15 protein-coding genes and 1 pseudogene are annotated in these 17,220 nt (G+C 63.9%); 9 read left to right on the top strand and 7 right to left on the bottom strand.

What is annotated here, in order from left to right; translation table 11 throughout:
* Positions 1–66: 66 nt before the first annotated feature.
* The gene (locus K6I40_RS21060; protein ID WP_222916240.1) at positions 67–1,674 is read right to left on the bottom strand and encodes a heme-binding protein; all 1,608 of its coding nucleotides are present in this window, start codon (positions 1,672–1,674) and stop codon (positions 67–69) included.
* Between the two features lie 177 nt (positions 1,675–1,851).
* Between K6I40_RS21060 and K6I40_RS21055 the strand changes: the two genes are divergently transcribed.
* Complete coding sequence (locus K6I40_RS21055; protein WP_222916238.1) at positions 1,852–2,379, top strand: PadR family transcriptional regulator; 528 nt, start codon at positions 1,852–1,854, stop codon at positions 2,377–2,379.
* A 20-nt stretch (positions 2,380–2,399) separates the two neighbouring features.
* On the opposite strand, the pseudogene K6I40_RS21050 reads toward K6I40_RS21055, so the two are convergent.
* The 4 genes and pseudogenes from K6I40_RS21050 to K6I40_RS21035 form a co-directional block, all read right to left on the bottom strand.
* Positions 2,400–4,237: pseudogene (locus K6I40_RS21050) on the bottom strand (site-2 protease family protein).
* Positions 4,238–4,302: 65 nt separating this feature from the next.
* Positions 4,303–6,018, bottom strand: a complete 1,716-nt coding sequence (gene lysS / locus K6I40_RS21045) for a lysine--tRNA ligase (RefSeq protein ID WP_222916236.1) — start codon at positions 6,016–6,018, stop codon at positions 4,303–4,305.
* Positions 6,015–6,740, bottom strand: coding sequence for a UMP kinase (gene pyrH / locus K6I40_RS21040; RefSeq protein WP_222916234.1), 726 nt, complete (start codon positions 6,738–6,740; stop codon positions 6,015–6,017). The genes lysS and pyrH overlap by 4 nt, the downstream gene beginning before the upstream one ends.
* A gap of 121 nt (positions 6,741–6,861) precedes the next feature.
* Positions 6,862–7,902: a CapA family protein gene (locus tag K6I40_RS21035; protein WP_222916232.1), complete on the bottom strand. Its 1,041-nt coding sequence runs from the start codon at positions 7,900–7,902 to the stop codon at positions 6,862–6,864.
* 350 nt (positions 7,903–8,252) lie between these two features.
* Between K6I40_RS21035 and K6I40_RS21030 the strand changes: the two genes are divergently transcribed.
* The 3 genes from K6I40_RS21030 to K6I40_RS21020 all read left to right on the top strand — a co-directional run bounded on the left by K6I40_RS21030 (position 8,253) and on the right by K6I40_RS21020 (position 11,100).
* Entirely contained in the window at positions 8,253–9,086 is an 834-nt protein-coding gene (locus tag K6I40_RS21030; RefSeq protein ID WP_222916230.1) for a molybdopterin synthase, read from the top strand.
* A gap of 248 nt (positions 9,087–9,334) precedes the next feature.
* Complete coding sequence (locus tag K6I40_RS21025) at positions 9,335–9,580, top strand: hypothetical protein (RefSeq protein WP_222916228.1); 246 nt, start codon at positions 9,335–9,337, stop codon at positions 9,578–9,580.
* Between the two features lie 362 nt (positions 9,581–9,942).
* Positions 9,943–11,100 (top strand): site-2 protease family protein, encoded by a 1,158-nt coding sequence (locus tag K6I40_RS21020; RefSeq protein ID WP_222916226.1) that lies wholly within the window; start codon positions 9,943–9,945, stop codon positions 11,098–11,100.
* A 16-nt stretch (positions 11,101–11,116) separates the two neighbouring features.
* On the opposite strand, the gene thiL is transcribed toward K6I40_RS21020, so the two are convergent.
* Positions 11,117–12,013 (bottom strand): thiamine-phosphate kinase, encoded by an 897-nt coding sequence (gene thiL / locus K6I40_RS21015; RefSeq protein WP_222916224.1) that lies wholly within the window; start codon positions 12,011–12,013, stop codon positions 11,117–11,119.
* Positions 12,014–12,110: 97 nt separating this feature from the next.
* Between thiL and K6I40_RS21010 the strand changes: the two genes are divergently transcribed.
* From K6I40_RS21010 to hisS, 4 genes are all read left to right on the top strand, one after another.
* The gene (locus tag K6I40_RS21010) at positions 12,111–12,566 is read left to right on the top strand and encodes a 30S ribosomal protein S19e (RefSeq protein ID WP_222916222.1); all 456 of its coding nucleotides are present in this window, start codon (positions 12,111–12,113) and stop codon (positions 12,564–12,566) included.
* A gap of 95 nt (positions 12,567–12,661) precedes the next feature.
* On the top strand, positions 12,662–13,006 hold the full coding sequence (locus tag K6I40_RS21005; protein ID WP_222916220.1) for a DNA-binding protein: 345 nt from the start codon (positions 12,662–12,664) through the stop codon (positions 13,004–13,006).
* Complete coding sequence (locus tag K6I40_RS21000) at positions 13,006–13,608, top strand: alpha hydrolase (RefSeq protein ID WP_222916218.1); 603 nt, start codon at positions 13,006–13,008, stop codon at positions 13,606–13,608. The genes K6I40_RS21005 and K6I40_RS21000 overlap by 1 nt, the downstream gene beginning before the upstream one ends.
* Before the next feature lie 225 nt (positions 13,609–13,833).
* Positions 13,834–15,132, top strand: a complete 1,299-nt coding sequence (gene hisS, locus K6I40_RS20995; RefSeq protein ID WP_222916216.1) for a histidine--tRNA ligase — start codon at positions 13,834–13,836, stop codon at positions 15,130–15,132.
* A 1-nt stretch (position 15,133) separates the two neighbouring features.
* Here hisS and K6I40_RS20990 read toward each other — a convergent pair whose 3' ends face one another.
* Entirely contained in the window at positions 15,134–15,364 is a 231-nt protein-coding gene (locus K6I40_RS20990; RefSeq protein WP_222916214.1) for a hypothetical protein, read from the bottom strand.
* Between the two features lie 127 nt (positions 15,365–15,491).
* Here K6I40_RS20990 and K6I40_RS20985 point away from each other — a divergent pair, with 127 nt between their 5' ends.
* The gene (locus tag K6I40_RS20985) at positions 15,492–16,976 is read left to right on the top strand and encodes a sulfatase-like hydrolase/transferase (protein ID WP_222916212.1); all 1,485 of its coding nucleotides are present in this window, start codon (positions 15,492–15,494) and stop codon (positions 16,974–16,976) included.
* Positions 16,977–17,220: the final 244 nt, after the last annotated feature.

Genomic DNA, 17,220 nt, shown 5'->3' with positions numbered 1-17,220 from the left:
GTTCTGAACGCAGATGGCCGTCTCAAAAACGGATCCGGACGAAAAAAGACGCGGCGAATCGGACGATCAGGCCAGGAAGACGTGTCGCGGTCGGTCCGCGAGGACGTCCCGACCGAACTCAACGGTCTCCGAGAAGGCGTCACTCCGGAAGAACTGCATGGCGTCCTCACGGGAGTCCCAGCGACTGGCGATGAACATGTCGTTCTCGTCCTCGCGGTTGACTAGGAGGTCGGTCTTGCGGTGGCCGTCCATGTCGGCGAGTATCCCGGCGACGTCCTCGAAGGTCCCGACGAAGTCCCCGCGGCGGTCGGGCTCGACGGTGTAGAACATCCCCATCGTCCCCCAGGAATCGCCGTCGCCGCTCGCGGGGCTGTCGCCCCGCTTCCCATCGGCGTCTGTCGACGCCCGGTCCCCCGCCTGCCGGACGATTTCGGGGAGATCGGCGAGGAATCCGGCGGCCGTGCTCGCGGCGCGCTCGGTGTCCCAGAGGCTGACGACCGCGGTCTCCGCGTCGTCGCCCTCGTGCTCACGGGTTCCCTGCTCGCGCGGCTCGTAGACAGCTGTCTTCACGTGCGTATCGTAGTGGTCGAAGTTGCCTCGCAGCCCATCGACCTCCTCAAACAGCTCGTCGGGGTCGGCCGCGGAGTAGAGGACGACCGCGTGGACGTCCTCGCCGTGGGGCTGACCGGCATAAACGCCGATATCCTCGAGTTCACTTCGCAGGTCCTCGTCGTCATCGTCGTGCGGGCCGCCGGAACCACCCTCGTCGTCGTGGCCGCCCGACTCCGCGTCACCGCCGTGATGATGATCGCCGGAGTCACCGTGATGGTGTCCGTCGGCGTCGCCACCCGCGTGAGCGTGGCCGTGACCGCCGTGTGCCTCGCTCTCTTGGGGAATCGTCTCGCCGGCGAGGAAGGCTCCGAGGTTCTCAGGCGGGAACCGGCGGCCCGAGAGGAACCGGCCGAACTCGGCGAAACGGGAGCTCGAGGGATCGAAGCGCATCTCGTAGAGCAGTTCCTTCACGTCGGTGGGGTCGTCGCCGAACAGCGTTACGCCCCACTCGAAGTCGTCGAGACCGATGCTGCCGGAGATGATCTGGGTGACGCGGCCGGCGTAGTCCCGCCCGATGTCGCCGTGGGAGGACAAGTGCTCTGCGCGCTCGTCGAAGGGTAGGTCGTACCAGTTGTCCTCCGGTCCGCGGCGCTTGTCCATTGGATAGAACGTCACGAACTCGCTGTCCGGAATCTCGGGTTCGAGCCGGGATTCGATGTAACGCGCGAGGCCGGTGTCCTCAACCTCGCTATCCTCGTCGAAGTAGTCCTCAGACATGTAGCCCGAGACCTCCGTCACCGAGAGATAGGAGTCGGCCCGTTCAGTGAACTCGGCGAGCGCGGTGTGCTCGAACTGCCGCTCGAGCGTGTCGATGTCGGCGAGCGTCGGCCGGAGGTGGAGAACGAGCAGGTCGGCCTTGTGGCCCAGTACTGAGAACGTGGCCGACTCGCCCGCGTCGGCGTCGTCGACGGCCTCGGCGGACGCGAGGTAGTCGATACCCTCGTCGATCGCCTGTGAACGGCGTCGCTCGGGTGCGCGTCGCCAGGCGTCCCAGTCGATCGATCGGAAATCGTGCAGGACGTACCAGCCCTCGTCGGTCTGTGGCGGTCGCCGTCGTTCCATAGTTGCGGGTTGGGACGGGGACGCTAAGAAGGGCCGGGTTTCGCCCCGATCCCGGCCACACTGACGGGGTCGACTCGTTGCACGGGGAGTCACCGAACCCGTCTCGTTCGGTTACCAATTCGCCGTTTCGGACGTGACCGAAACCCTTTACCTCTATCCGTTTAACTCACCAGCCGTATGCGGAAAAGTGGGCCGCCGAAAGGACTCATCGCCTACCTCGTCCTCGAACTCCTCGAGGAGAAGCCCCGATACGGCTACGAGATTCTCAAGGAAATCCGCGAGATCAGCGGCGGGCACTGGGAGCCGTCCTACGGTTCGGTCTATCCGATCCTCTACAAGTTCGAGGAGAAGGGATGGGCCGAGCGCATCGAACGGAAGGACGAACCCGACCGGAAGTATTTCGAGCTCACGGACGACGGTCGCGCGGAACTCGAGGAGCGCCGCGAGAGCGGCTCGGAGAAGGCTCGGGACTTCGCGGACGTCATCCTCGGCTTCTTCCACGTCTACGCGGCCTTTTCAACGGACGATCGGTTCGAAATCCCGGAAATGGAGGGGGAGTGGTGTTTCGACGAGGAGTTCAGCCGGTGGGTCGTCGAACAGGTCGTGCGCCACTACGAACACTACTTCGAGACTGAGTTCGAGCGCATCGAGGAGACGCCCGAAGAGTTCGCCGACCGCCACGGGATCGATCCCGACGACTCGTAAGCCGCTGCCGAGGCCAATTCTCAGCCCAGCAGTTGCGGTCCGAACAGCAGGAGGACGAAGCTCACGAGCATCGTCACCCCAATCGCCGTCGTCACCATGCGGACCATTCCGCGGGTCGCGTCGACCGGTAACCGAGAGACGATCGCTTCAGTGCTCGTCCGGAGAATGTGCCCGCCATCGAGTGGGAACGCCGGGATGCAGTTGAAAAAGCCGAGCTGGATGTTGATCCAGCCGGTCCAGAACAACAGGTTCGCGAGGAGGAAGACAGTCCCGTCCCCGAACGCACTGAGCGCCCCCTGAACTTCGTAGAAGTTCTGAACCCCGCCGGTGAAGCCGGCGAAATTGAACGGCATCGCGCCGCTGACACCGATGACCGGCAACATGAGCGCGATCCCGATCTTTCCGAGGAAGCTCTCAGTAATGGAACCGAACCGCGTCTCGCCGTCGCCGCCGAGCAGTCCTAGATACTCGCTCGCGGGATAGAGCTGAACGCCGATATCGTTCACCGCGACGCCAGACATCCCCTGATTGCCCTGAATCCCGAGGAACCCGCTATCAGATCGCGGATGCTCGTCAAGGGTTACGGTGTATGTCTCGCGTTCGTTGCCGAAGTAGCCCACCACATCGACCTGCTGGTCGGGCTCGCTGTTCTCGAGCAGGTCAGCGAGGTCCCCGTAGTTCTGTACCCGTTCGCCGTCGAAGCGGGTGATAACGAAGGTCTCGTCGGTCGGGCCGGTTTCGCTCTCGAGGGCCCGTCAGCGGCGACCGAGACCGCTGCGCCGACCGCCACATCGCGCTCGATCCGGTCGTTGCCGTCTGCGGGCTCGATCGCCAGCGTGACCTGCTCACTGTCGCCGACGGCATTGTAGAAGCCGCGTTCGGTCGCGACGGTCTGGCCGTCGACCGCGCGGATCTTGTCACCGACGTCGAGCCCTGTCGGCCCGTTTTCCAGCGCCGTCGTCACGAGCAGCGACCGATCGACGGGTACCGTCCGCTCGCCGTTGAGTTCGACAGCCACCTGCTCGCCGTCGACGGCCTCGAGCCGGTCCGCGAGGTCGTCATTGCCATCGACTGCAGTGCCGTTGATCGCCGTAATACGATCATTCGGTTCGATCCCGGCGTCGGCGGCGGGGGAATCGGGTGCAACGCCGCCGACGGCTGCTCCAGGCGCGACGCCGATTGCACCGACGACCGGGCCGAACAGGAGGGCGAAGGCTAACAGAGTGATCGCGAAGTTGTTCGTAACGCCGGCGGCGAACATCCGCGTTTGGCCGCCCCGCGAGGCTGACTTGCTGCTCTCCTGGTCGGGTTCGACGAACGCGCCGATGGGAAGGAACGCGAGCATCGCGACACCCATCGAGTCGATATCGATGTCCTCGACGCGACAGAGCAGCCCGTGGCCCCCCTCGTGGACGACGAGTCCGACGAGCAACCCGAAGATGATGCCGGGCGTCGCCGACAGCGGCAGAAAGTCATTGACACCAGGAATGACGAGGACGTTGTGGGGCTGTCTGGCGGGTGAACTCGCCGGTTGCGGTGAGGTAAGCGCGACCATCGCTACGCGAATCAGGACAGCAAACATGCTGACCATCACGACGAGTGCGATCCCGACGCCGAAGTTCGACCACGCCCGCCAGAAGCGCTTCGGTCGTGCGAGTCGATCGAGAAGCACCCGCCCGCGTTTCGTGTGGAACGTGAGAATCGGTCCTTGCGTGCCGATATAGTCGGGGAGATACCCCCCGTTTCGGAGACCGACGACCGCGATCCAGTAGAGAAGAAGGCCAATCAGAACCCACGTGAGGAGTTCCGATCCGTAGATTGCGGGTGGCGAGACGACAGCGAAGGAGCCGTGATCCATCGATACTATCTCCGGGCGGCGTTCTCAAATGACTTTTGTCTATTCGGCCGGCCGTTCGATTCCGCTCAGCGCTCCCGGCGCAGTCGTCCGACAACGAACTCCCGGTCGACCTTCGCGAGGAACGGACCGAGCTTCGGCCCCTGCTCCTCGTCGAAGAACAGCCGGTAGCCCGCCGCGAAGAAGTCGCCGACATCGACGTCATTTCGCTTCGCGGTCTCGTAGATCTCGCCCTGAATCGCCTCGGGGTCGTGACCGTCCTCGATGAAGTCGGCCAGTTCCGCGAGCGCGGCCTCGGTGTCGGCATCGAAGTCGTGATCCGGAATCTCACTGCGTTTGAGTTCGTAATCGAACTCGTTGCCTGTCCGGCGCGCCCAGTTGCGGGCCTGTTCGACCCGCTCTAAGGCACCCTCGACGGCCCACTTGGGCGCATCGTCGGGAATATGTCCCTCGCGGCGCGCGATCTCTTCGCGCAGGTCGGGATCGTCGGTCATCCCGAGCACCGCGGCGAACGTGTAGGGAAGCCGGATCCGATCCGCTCGCGGTTCATCGACGATGAACGGATAGACCCGATCTGCGAACGCCTGCTCGTCCTCGCTTGCCTCGATCTCGCCGAAGTAGGTCGCCTCGAGCCGGTCGAACTCGTCGACCAGTTGATCGAGCCGTTCGATGCTGAAGTCCCGGGCCTTCACAGGGTCCTTCGCGAAGAAGTACCGCAGGACCTCGGGCTCGAGCAGTTCGAGGACATCCGAGACCAGAATCACGTTTCCTTCGGAGGAGGAGAACGGCTCACCCTCGAGGGTGAACCACTCGTAGACCATCGGGACCGGTGGCTCAATCTCGAGGACGTTGCGGGCGACGTCCTGGCCGCTGGGCCAGGAACCCTCGGCGTGGTCCTTCCCGAAGGGTTCGAAGTCGACGCCCAGCAGCTGCCACTGAGCGGGCCACTCGAAGCGCCAGGGGAGTTTCCCCTCGCGCAGCGTCGCGGTGCCCTCGTGACCGCAGCCGTCGATCGTCTGATCGCCGGCATCCATGTCGGTGCACTCGTAGTCGACGGTCGCCGCATCGCCAGCGTCTAAGTCGACGCTCGTCACCGTCTCGGTGATCTTGCCACACTCCTCGCAGATTGGGTTGAACGGCACGTAATCGCCGTTCTTGTCGACCTTGTCCTGATACTGCGAGAGGACCTCGCGTGCGCGCTCTCGGTGCTTGAGGACGAAGCGGGTCACATCCTCGAACTCACCGGACTCGTACAGTTCGGTGTTCGAGACCATGTCGATCGGGACGTCGACCGCGTCGGCGCTGTCCTGGATGATGGTCGAGAAGTGGTCGCCATAGGAGTCACAGCAGCCGAAGGGGTCCGGAATGTCGGTATAGGGCGCGCCGAGGTTGCGACCGAGCGCGCCGGCATCGACCTCGCCGAGATCGACGAGGTTCCCCTCGAGATCACAGAGAGTCCGCGGCAGTTTTCGAAGGGGATCGCGATCGTCGGCGGTGAAGACCTGCCGGACCTCGTATCCGCGGTCGCGAAGGACTTCGGCGACGAAGTAGCCGCGCATGATCTCGTTGACGTTGCCCAGATGGGGGACGCCCGACGGCGAGATGCCGCCCTTGACGACGATTGGCTCCTCGGGATTTCGCTCTGTGACGCGATCTGCGACCGTATCCGCCCAGAACGCGTGTCGCGTTTCGCTCGCTTCCTCGCGCTGGAGGGTGTAAGGGCTGATCGCATCCGACTCCGAGACGTCTTTCGTCTCTTCGTTTGCGTCGCCGTCGGCGCTCATTGCTCGTCGCTCGCCCAGTAGGTCGGTTCTTCGCCGGCACCCTCCGGAACGATGTCCGTCCCTTCGTGATCGCCGAATCGGACCGCTCGCGCGATTCGGTCGGGATCGGTGCCGTCGAGGACGATGGTGCGCATCCCCGAGCGCTCGATGATCTTGGCCGCCAGCAGGTCGACGGGTGCCGAGGCCCCCGCGTTCATTTCGAGGCCGGCGATGGCGTCGACCAGGTCCGCGGCAGAGAGGTGGTCATACTTGGTCGCATCGTCGTCCTTGTTCGGATCAGCGCTGTAGACGCCGGGGACGCTCGTTGCGTAGACAAGCAAGTCGGCGTCGATGTACTCCGCGAGGGCAGCCCCGACTGCGTCGGTCGTCTGCGCCGGCGCGACCCCACCCATGATGCAGATATCGTCCCGGCGGAGCGCCTCGCTGGCCTCCTCGTAATCCAGCGCCGGCGCGGTCACGGACTCCTCGCTCAGCGCGGCGATGAGCAGGCGGGCGTTGAGTCGCGTGACGTCGATGCCCAACTGATCGAGTTCAATTTCGTTCGCCCCGAGATCTCGAGCGGCCCCGATATACTCGCGAGCGACGCCGCCGCCCCCGACGACGGCACCGATCCGACACCCCTCCGCGATGAGGTCTTCAATGACGGCCGCGTGCTCGGCCACCCGATCCGCGCCGGGCTCGGGCACGAGGACGCTTCCGCCGATAGAGACGACCACTTTCATACTACACCGGTGTAGCGGAGTTGCTATCTTAAGGGTTGTCAACTGCCCGGACGGCATGGTGACACACCTCTCGAGCCACTGTCGAGAGCTCGATCCTGCCTCCGCGAAACAGCATCTTCTCTCACTCCTCAAGCGAGAAGACGAGCGCGTCACCGTCACGGTCGAACTCGGTGCCGAACGGCTCGGAGAGATCGCGCATTCGCTTGCGGGACCACGCGGCGGCCTCCGGGTCCGCCCCGTGGACCGCACAGCCGTCGATCTCGGTCGGCTGCAATCGGAGTTCGGTCGGCCGGCCGTCGGGCGTCACTGCAAGGACGAACAGGAAGCTCCGATCGTTGTGCAACTGCTTGTCGACCCGGTAGTCGTCGACGAAGTCACCCGCATCGTAGATAATCGGACTCCCTTTGTGAACCTCGATCCCCTGGAAGACGTGGGCGCTGTGTCCGTGAATCACGTCGACGCCGTCCTCGACCAGCCAGCGGCCAAATTCCTGGAACGACTCTGGCGGCTCGGTGACCATGTTCGGTCCCCAGTGCAGCGAGGCGACCAGCAGATCCGGGTTCGTCTCGCGTGCGTGCTCGAGCGCCTCCCGAACGCGCCGTCTCGTTTCCAAGTCGTCGGTATCGATCTCGATTCGTGCCGTGCCCGGAGAGTCATTATCAGCCGCATACTCCGGCGTGTTGTCCGTCAGCGAGACGACTGCCACGTCGAGTTCGCCGTCGTCGCCCGCGTTCGACCCATCGGCGTCCGCGTCCAAGTCACCGATCGTCCGCACTGCCGGCTCGAGCGCTTCGCCGATCGTCGCTCCCGCACCCGCGTGAGCGATTCCGGCGCCGTCGAGCGCATCGATCGTGTCCCGCAGCGCCACTTCCTCGTAGTCGAGTACGTGGTTGTTCGCCAGCGCACAGACGTCGACGCCGGCTTCCTCGAGGGCGGGTATCGCCCAGTCGGGATCCGCTCGGAAGTGAAACGGCCGGCGGGTGCGCTGCCACTCTCGCCCGCGGGTCGAGAGCACGCACTCGAGGTTGATCACCAGCCCGTCGAGTGCCTGCAGTCGCTCGAGCACGTTCCCCCAGACGGCGTCGACCGACCGGCTGCGCTGGCGGTCGTCGACGAGCCGCCCGAGCATCACATCGCCCGTGAAGCCGATTCGGAGGGACATATGCGAGCGTTCGTGGTGCAACTGCAAAACTCCGGTTCATGGTTTCCGAGCCGCTGCTCCGACAGCGATGGCCGGCCGCCGGCGGAACCGCTTAACAGGACGGATGCACGCAATGCCAGTTGAGATTGGAGGCGCGCGGTGCCGATGAGACTGGAAACATGCGGTGCCAGATGGGGTGGGAAATGTGCGGTGCCAGATGGGGCGGGAGATGTGCGGTGTCGGGTAGGACTGGAGGCGTGCGGTGCCGGGTGGGACTGAAAGGGGCGCGGCCGAGCGGGAGCATCGCGACCGCTCGGTCGCGGGGCTTTCCTGGCGACAGCTACAAAGTCCGACCCGACCATAGCTCGCACATGCACGTACTCGGTGTTCGCGAAGCCGGAGCCGACGACGGCGCGCTCGAGTCGGTCGTCGACCGAGTCGTCGATCAGCTCGCCGAACGGGGACGCGTCGGCGTCGTCAGATACGATGCGACGATCGCAGACGGGACGCACGCGCGCGAATCGATGACGCTCGGGGGCGACGTCACCTACGACCTCGGCGTCGACGGCGACTGGACCGCGTCCGGAACGGGGATGACCGTCGGAAACGCGCTCGATAGTCTGGCGACCGACTGCGAGTACGCGGTCGTTGTCGGCGTACCGTCGCTCCAGTACCCCTCAATCGCCGTCGGATCGGCCGCCGAGGACGAGGCAGGGGAGACGGTCATCGCTGCCGTCGACGGCCCCGGCGACCTCGAGTTCGACGACCTCGTGACGGCCCTCGAGGCGGCCGAGCCCCACCAGAGCCTCGAATCACTGGTGGCTCGCGTCAAACAATCGCCGCGCGCCGACCGGGCCGGCGCGATCGCGACCTTCACCGGCCGGGTGCGCGCGAAGGACAGCGCGGACGACGCGCCCACCCAGCACCTCGAATTCGAGAAGTACGAGGGCGTCGCCGACGAGCGAATGGCGGCCCTGAAAACCGACCTCGAGGCTCGAGACGGCGTATTCGAGGTCGAACTCTACCACCGGACGGGGATCGTCGAAGACGGCGAGGACATCGTCTTCGTCGTCGTGCTCGCGGGCCACCGCGAGGAGGCGTTTCGAACCGTCGAAGACGGGATCAACCGGCTGAAAGATGAGGTCCCGTTATTCAAAAAGGAAGTGACAGTCGATGATGAGTTCTGGGTCCACGAACGATACTGACTGTTACATTCAATTCCACTATTGTCGAAAATATCGAAACAGTCGAGAATGGCAATAGTGTATATACCCTAACTATTTCACCGACAATAATGAATTAGATGGTATTTTAAAACGTCTACGCCCCTCTCAGAGATTTATAAATTATTTTTAATAGAGTATAAAAGATCTATTACCCCCAAATAGCTGAAGACAATCGAAACGCCGCTAATCATCCTCTCTTTATAACAGATAGCCCCTCCAAGGGGTTGATGTCGATGAGCACGACAGCCCAATCCTCCACCGAAAGCAAGGAACGCCGCCTAAAATGCTATCTGCGCGAACGTGCCGAAGACGGTGAGATGTACTTCAAAGGCAAGTTCATCGCGGACGATGTCGGGATGTCTCCCAAAGAGATCGGCGCGATGATGGTCAAACTCTCGGATTCGGTCAGCGACCTCGAGATCGAGAAGTGGTCGTACACAAGCGCGACTACGTGGCGTGTCGCACCCGCCTGATCGCCGTTCGCGGTCACGCGTTGATTCACTCGGACGACAGTCCCCGCTCCCTCCTCGTGCCGGTGCGTCACTGACGCTATCCGGCACGACCGCCCATGGGACGTATCCACACTGACGCTGTTCCGGTTTCAGTTCTTCACTGACAGAGATCGTACCAATTGAACGTCACTGCACATCCGATCGCGGGAGCACGGCGATCGGTGTGTGAATCATTCGGTGTAGGAATCGTTTCAAGTGGTCCGATAGTTCGTCGCTTCCTGGCCGTGAGTTCGTACCGCTGCGTCGCAGTCGCTCGTTCTCGAGAAACGGCCGGCCCTGCCGACGGCAGTCGATTTATACCCGGTGACGGTGAACCTCCGGTGATGGAGGATATCGATCGGTCCGGATTCGGCACGGCGGGACGCGACGGGCCCTTGCTCGAAGACGGGCCGCCGATCGATCGCATCGAATCGGTGTTTGCGGTCTATGAGGTAGAGCGAAAAGACGGCCAGCTGGTGTACTACGGCGACCCGTTGGCCCGCCCGGAGCGGGTGATGCGAGAGCTCTGGTCGACGTTCCACGAGCACGGATACGACGTCGAACTCGAGACGCGCCACGGCGAGTACGTGCTCGTCGCTGAACCGACCAGCATCGGGATCAATAGGATTCCGTGGACGAATCTCGTACTCTTGCTCGCAACGGTGTGTTCGACGCTGTTCGCCGGCGCGTTCTGGTATCAGATCGATCCGTTCGCGGATCCGGCCACGATCTGGCAGGCCTGGCCGTTCACGGCAGCAATTCTGGGCGTCCTCGGCGTCCACGAGATGGGTCACTACGTCATGAGTCGGTATCATCAGGTCGACGCCTCGTTACCCTATTTCATTCCGGTCCCGACGCTCATCGGGACCATGGGTGCTGTTATCAAGATGAAAGGCCGGATGCCCGACCGAAAGGCGCTGTTCGACATCGGCGTCTCCGGGCCGCTAGCCGGCCTCGTCGCGACAGTCGTCGTGACGGTCATCGGGCTCCACCTGCCGCCCGTGACCGTCCCCGAGGCAGTGGTTCAGGATCCCGATGCCATCCGGATCGAGTTGGGATACCCGCTGTTGCTCGAGTTGCTCGCAGCGGGGTTCGATCAGCCGCTGTACCGGAACGATCCAGCCACCGGGGTGAACCCGGTCGTTATCGGGGCCTGGGTCGGCATGTTCGTCACCTTTCTCAACCTGATTCCGGTAGGCCAACTTGACGGGGGTCACATCCTCCGTGCGATGGTCGGCGAGTTTCAGGAGACCATCGCGGCGCTCGTGCCGGGCGCACTGTTCGCGCTGGCCGGCTATCTCTATTACTTTCAGGACTACAGCATCAATACCGTCTTCGTCTGGATTCTCTGGGGGCTGTTGACGACGCTGTTTGCGTCGATGGGAGCGGCGACCCCGGTTCAAGACGACCAGCTGGGTGCCGGCCGGATCCTCCTCGGAATCGTCACGTTCGGGTTCGGCCTGCTCTGTTTCATGCCGGTCCCAGTCATGGTCACCGGCTGACCGCTCGGAATTCGGCTCACGTCGTGCCGTGGCCGTAGCCGTGCGTGTAGCCGCGATCCGCGAGCGCCTCGCCGTCCATCGTTATCCCGTCGTCGGCGTCGCAGACGGACCCGATCACCGCCAGCGACGCGTTGGTCGCGTCTCGAACCGCCGGGAGCGCGTCTTCGGGAAGCGTCGCGACGAGTTCGAAGTCCTCGCCGAAGGTCGTCGCGAGTTCGAGGGCTTCCTCGTCGCTGTCAGCAACGTCACAAACGGCGTCGGCGATCGGGATCCGATTGGATTCGATCGCGAAGCCGCAGTCGCTGGCTTCGGCGAGCTGATGGAGCGAGCGGGCGAGTCCGTCGCTCGAGTCCATCATCGCGCTCGCGCCCTGCGCGAGCGTCCGGCCGGTCGCGATTCGAGGGTCGAATTGAAAGAGATCGTTCGCTCGGTCCGTGTGGCCGTGCTCGAACAGACGGAGCGCGGCTGCGCTCCGCCCAAGCGTCCCGGTCACGCAGACGACATCGCCGGGGCTGGCCCCGCTCCGGCGGACGGGGTCGTCGGTCCGGCCGATCGCGGTCGTCGATACGGTGAACTCGTCGTGCCCGTCGAGGTCGCCGCCGACGTACTCGGTGTCGACGCGGTCACAGACGTCGCTTGCGCCGCGAACGAAGGCGAGCAGTTCGTCGCGGTCGAACGTTGGTGCGGCGTAGGCGGCGACTGCGGCCGTGGCGTCGGCACCCATCGCTGCGACGTCGGAGAGGGACGCACCGACGGCGCGCCAGCCGGCCGTATAGCGGGTCGTTCCATCCGGAAAATCGGTTCGATCGTGGAGCATGTCCGTCGTCACGACCAGTCCGTCGACGACCGCCGCGTCGTCGCCGGCCGCCTCGAGTTCGTCCGACAGGAGCCGCAGGGCGGCGCGTTCGTCCATACCCCCCGTTTCGACTCGAGGGCGAAAAACGGTCCGGGCCGCGGGCGGCTGCCCAGATACGATGGTCTTAAATGCCGCGGACGGAAATCACACGCCAATGGCTACGATGTATGACGTTCCGGCGGACGACCTCATCGAGGCGCTCGCCGACGATCTCGCGGATCGACTCGAGGAACCGGAGTGGGGCGCATTCGCCAAGAGCGGTGTCGCCAACGAACTGCCACCCGAACAGGAGGACTTCTGGGCGACTCGCGCGGCGAGTCTCCTGCGGAAGGTCTCCGACCGCGGCCCCGTCGGCGTCGAGCGACTCTCGACGGAGTACGGCGGCGCGAAGGGCGGCTCCAACCGCTATCAGGTCGCGCCCGACAAACGCGCCGACGGCTCGAAGAACCTGATCCGAACCATCCTCCAGCAACTCGAGGAGGAGGACCTCGTCGAGACCGCCGAGGGTGAAGGTCGTCGGATCACCCCTGAGGGACAGAGCCTGCTCGACGACACTGCCGGCCAGGTGCTCGAAGAGCTCGACCGTCCGGAACTCGAGCGATACGCGTAATTGGGAATCCGTTTTCGTTCCGATTTTACCGCCCAGAGCTATTGCTCTCGTCGTCCGTAATCATTTCCCGCCTGACGGACAAGTATGGGACAACTATGAGTGGCTCACCGGACGAGGAAAAACTCGAGGAGCTCCGACAGCAGAAAATGGAGCAGCTACAGGATCGCGCCGAGTCTCAGGGCGAGGGCGGACAGGAAGCGGCCCAGCAGGCCGAGGCCCAAAAGAAGGCCGTGTTGCGCCAGCACCTGACCGACGACGCCCGCAAGCGACTCAACACGGTCAAGATGAGCAAGCCCCAGTTCGGCGAGCAGGTCGAGCGGCAGGTCGTCAGTCTCGCCCGCAGCGGCCGCATTCAGGGCAAAATCGACGACGACAAGATGAAACAGCTTCTCAAGGAGCTGAAACCCGACTCCCAGAGCTTCGATATCCAGCGCCGGTAATGGAGCTCGGACTGCTCTATAGCGGTGGCAAGGACTCGACGCTCGCCGCGCTCTTGCTCGAGGAGTTTTACGATGTGACGCTGCTGACGGCCCACTTCGGCGTCAGTGACGACTGGAAACACGCCCGCGAGACCGCAGAAGCGGCCGGCTTCGCGTTCGAACGCCTCGAGTGTGATCTCGACGTCGCCCGCGAGGCTGTCGACCGGATTCGCGAGGACGGCTACCCGCGAAACGGTATTCAGCTGGTCCACCAGCACGCTCTCGAACGGCTCGCGGCCGGAGAGTTCGATGCCATCGCCGACGGTACGCGGCGCGGCGACCGCGTGCCGACGGTCTCACGGGCGCAAGCGCAGAGTCTCGAGGATCGCCACAACGTGGATTATATCGCGCCGCTGTCGGGCTTCGGCCGGTCGGCCGTTGATCGGCTGGTCGAGGCGCGGCTGGACGTGACCGTCGGGCCGAGTGAGGAGATTGACAGGGCCGATTACGAGGCGGAGCTCCGCGCGCTCATCGCTGACGAAGAGGGACCGGCGGCGATCGCGGACTACTTCCCCGATCACGATCAGACGTACGTGACGAACGTCCGTTATAGTAACAACTGAAACTATTTACACGCCGATCGTACGATAGCTGTGCGATCGGGTGTGCAGTAACTTTCAGTGGCTACTACAGCACGCGACTCGGTAGCAACTCACGGGACGGTCTCCGGGCCAGTGCCGTCGAACCACGACTGTGAACTGAGCACCCTCCGACACACGGGGTCGAGCGGCCGCACCGACCGCCCTCGAACGGAAGGATAGAAGTTCGCCGTCCCCGAACGAGTTTCCATGTACGACCGGATCAAGGGCTTTCGTGACTTCTACCCCGGCGAGATGTCCGCCAGGCGGGCCACTATCGACGTCGTAGAGGACACGGCCCGTGAGTACGGGTTCCGCGAGATCGGAACGCCGGCGCTGGAGCGCGCCGAGATGTGGACCGACAAGAGCGGCGACGACATCGTCGACGAACTCTACTCCTTCGAGGACCAGAGCGGTCGCCACGTCACGCTGACGCCCGAACTGACGCCGACCGTCGCACGGATGGTCGTCGCGAAACAACAGGAGCTCTCGAAGCCGATCAAGTGGGTCTCCACGCGCCCGTTCTGGCGCTACGAGCAGGTCCAGCAGGGCCGCTACCGCGAGTTCTATCAGACTAACGTCGATATCTTCGGCTCCTCGGAGCCCGAGGCCGACGCCGAGATCCTGGCGTGGGCAGCCGACGCCCTCACGGGGCTCGGTCTCACCGGCGAGCACTTTGAATTCCGGATCTCCCACCGGGATATCCTCGGAGGCGTCCTCGAGAGCTACGACACCGACGTCGACACGGAGGCCGCGATCCGCGCGGTCGACAAGTCAGACAAGATTTCCCAGGCCGAGTACCACGATCTGCTCATCGAGGCTGGCCTGTCGGCCGAGCAGGCCGCCGAGTTCGATGACCTCATCGCCGCCGGCGATCTCGACGAAGTCGAGGCGTTCGCCGACACCGAGCGCGTGACGGCTGCCGTCACAAATCTCCAAAACGTGCTCGCCGCCGCCGAAGACTTCGGTGCCCGCGAGTACTGTACCATCTCGCTCGAGACGGCCCGCGGACTAGACTACTACACCGGCGTCGTCTTCGAATGTTTCGACTCGACCGGCGAGGTCTCCCGGTCGATCTTCGGCGGCGGTCGCTACGACGACCTCATCGAGAGCTTTGGCGGCCAGCCGACGCCCGCGGTCGGCGTCGCGCCGGGACACGCGACGCTGTCGCTCCTCTGCCAGCGGGCGGGCGTCTGGCCCGACGAAGAGGTGACGACGGACTACTACGTCCTGCAGATCGGTGACACGCGAGCGGACGCGGCCCGGATCGTGCAGGAACTGCGCGACCAGGGTCACGTCGTCGAGACCGACATCGCCGGCCGTTCCTTCGGCGCACAGCTCGATTACGCCGATTCGATCAACGCCGAGACGGTCGTCATCGTCGGCGAACAGGACCTCGCGAACGACGAGGTCACGATCAAGGACATGGACTCGGGCGACCAGACGCAGGTACCGGTCGACGAGTTCCCGGGCGACCTCGAGCGGCCGACGTTTGACGATGTCGCCTGAGTCACTCGAAGCTCAGATCCGAGTCCGCCACCGACTCCGGTAGCCGCTCCGACCGCTCTTCTGACGCCCGCTCGTCATCACGTTTCTCGAGGTGATCGTCCGCGTCGCACCGCTCGACCGGCGAGTGACCGGTCTCGACGAAGTGATCGATCATCGCGCGGCTGAGTTCGCTCGCGTCGTCCCCGTCGGCTCGGTACTGCCACTCACACTCACCACAGTACGCACTCGGCACGGGTGAACTGTCGAACGGGTGTCTAATGAACGGTGGGGTTTACACGGGGGTGTCCTCTGTATCCGCAGGAACGGCACTCCCGAGTGCAGGTCCTATCATTAACTACGACGGCGATGTACCTCGCCCGATGGCCGACGATGACGCCGACACTCGTCCGAACGTCCTCTTCGTGCTCACTGATCAGGAGCGATACGACTGCAGTGCACCCGACGGACCGCCGGTCGAGACGCCCGCGACCGATCGCCTCTCGAGCGAGGGGATGCGCTTCGAACGGGCGTTCACGCCGATCAGTATCTGCTCGAGCGCCCGCGCCTCGCTGCTGACCGGGCAGTTCCCTCACGGCCACGGGATGCTGAACAACTGCCACGAACCGGACGCGATTCGGGTAAATCTTCCCGATGACCTGCCGACGTTCTCGGAGGAACTCGTCGCGGCGGGCTACGACCTCACCTACACGGGCAAGTGGCACGCCGGCCGCGACCAGACCCCCGCCGATTTCGGTTTCTCGTATCTCGGCGGTAGCGACAAACATCACGATGACATCGACGAAGCGTTCCGCGAGTACCGCAAGGAGCGCGGCGTCCCCGTCGGCGAGGCAGACCTTGAGGAGGTGATCTACACGGGCGACGATCCGAGAGACGGCTCCGAGGGAACCTTTGTCGCGGCGAAGACGTCCGTCGACATCGAGGACACGCGGGCGTACTTCCTCGCAGAGCGAACGATCGACGCCATCGAGGGCCACGCCGACGGCGACCGAGACGGTCCCTTCTTCCACCGAGCGGATTTCTACGGGCCGCATCATCCATACGTCGTCCCGGAACCGTACGCCTCGATGTACGACCCCGACGAGATCGACCCGCCGCCGAGCTACGCAGAGACCTACGACGGGAAACCGCAGGTCCACGCAAACTACCTCGCCTACCGCGGCGTCACCGGCTTCGACTGGGACCTCTGGGCCGAAGCGATCGCGAAGTACTGGGGATTCGTCACGCTGATCGACCACCAACTCGAGCGGATCCTCGAGACCCTCGAGGAGCAGGGACTGGCCGCGGAGACGGCTGTGATCCACGCCTCAGATCACGGCGACTTTGCTGGGAGTCACCGCCAGTTCAACAAGGGGCCGCTGATGTACGACGATACCTACCACATCCCGCTGCACGTTCGCTGGCCGGGCGTGGCTGATGGCGGTTCGACCTGTGAAACCCCAGTTCACCTTCACGACCTTGCGGCAACCTTCCTCGAGATGGCGGACGTCCCCGCCCCCGATAGTTTCGATTCGCGGAGTCTAGTGCCACTCCTCGAGAACGGCGGCGATGTCCCCGACGACGGCGACTGGCGCGACTCGACGTTCGCCCAGTATCACGGCGACGAGTTCGGCCTCTACAGCCAGCGAATGGTCCGTACGAATCGCTACAAGTACGTCTACAACGGCCCTGATATCGACGAACTGTACGATCTCGAGGCGGACCCAGCGGAACTGCACAACCTGATCGACCACCCCGAATACGACGAGGTACGACGAGACATGCGGGACCGACTGGTCGAATGGATGCACGAGACGGACGATCCGAATCGCGCGTGGGTGACGGAGGTACTCGAGAACGCGTCATAGATCCCGCGTCTCGCCCGCGGTAACGAGTATGGAAGTAGTTTCACCGAATATCTTCGCGCAGACATAGCCGATCGACACGGCGGCAGCACTGGACGATCCGGCGTTCCAATCCGTCCGCTGCACAGGTCACCCAGCGTTGGCCATCTGCTAGATCCCTCATTCGTCGCCATTCATTACCCCTAGGTGGTTTCCTCAGCTCAGTGCTCTAACCGCGGATCGAGATCGAGCTCGAGACCGAGATCAC

The sequence above is a fragment of the Natrinema sp. SYSU A 869 genome, from assembly GCF_019879105.1.
GTDB lineage: Archaea > Halobacteriota > Halobacteria > Halobacteriales > Natrialbaceae > Natrinema.
This window is presented reverse-complemented; position numbering and strand designations above follow the sequence as displayed.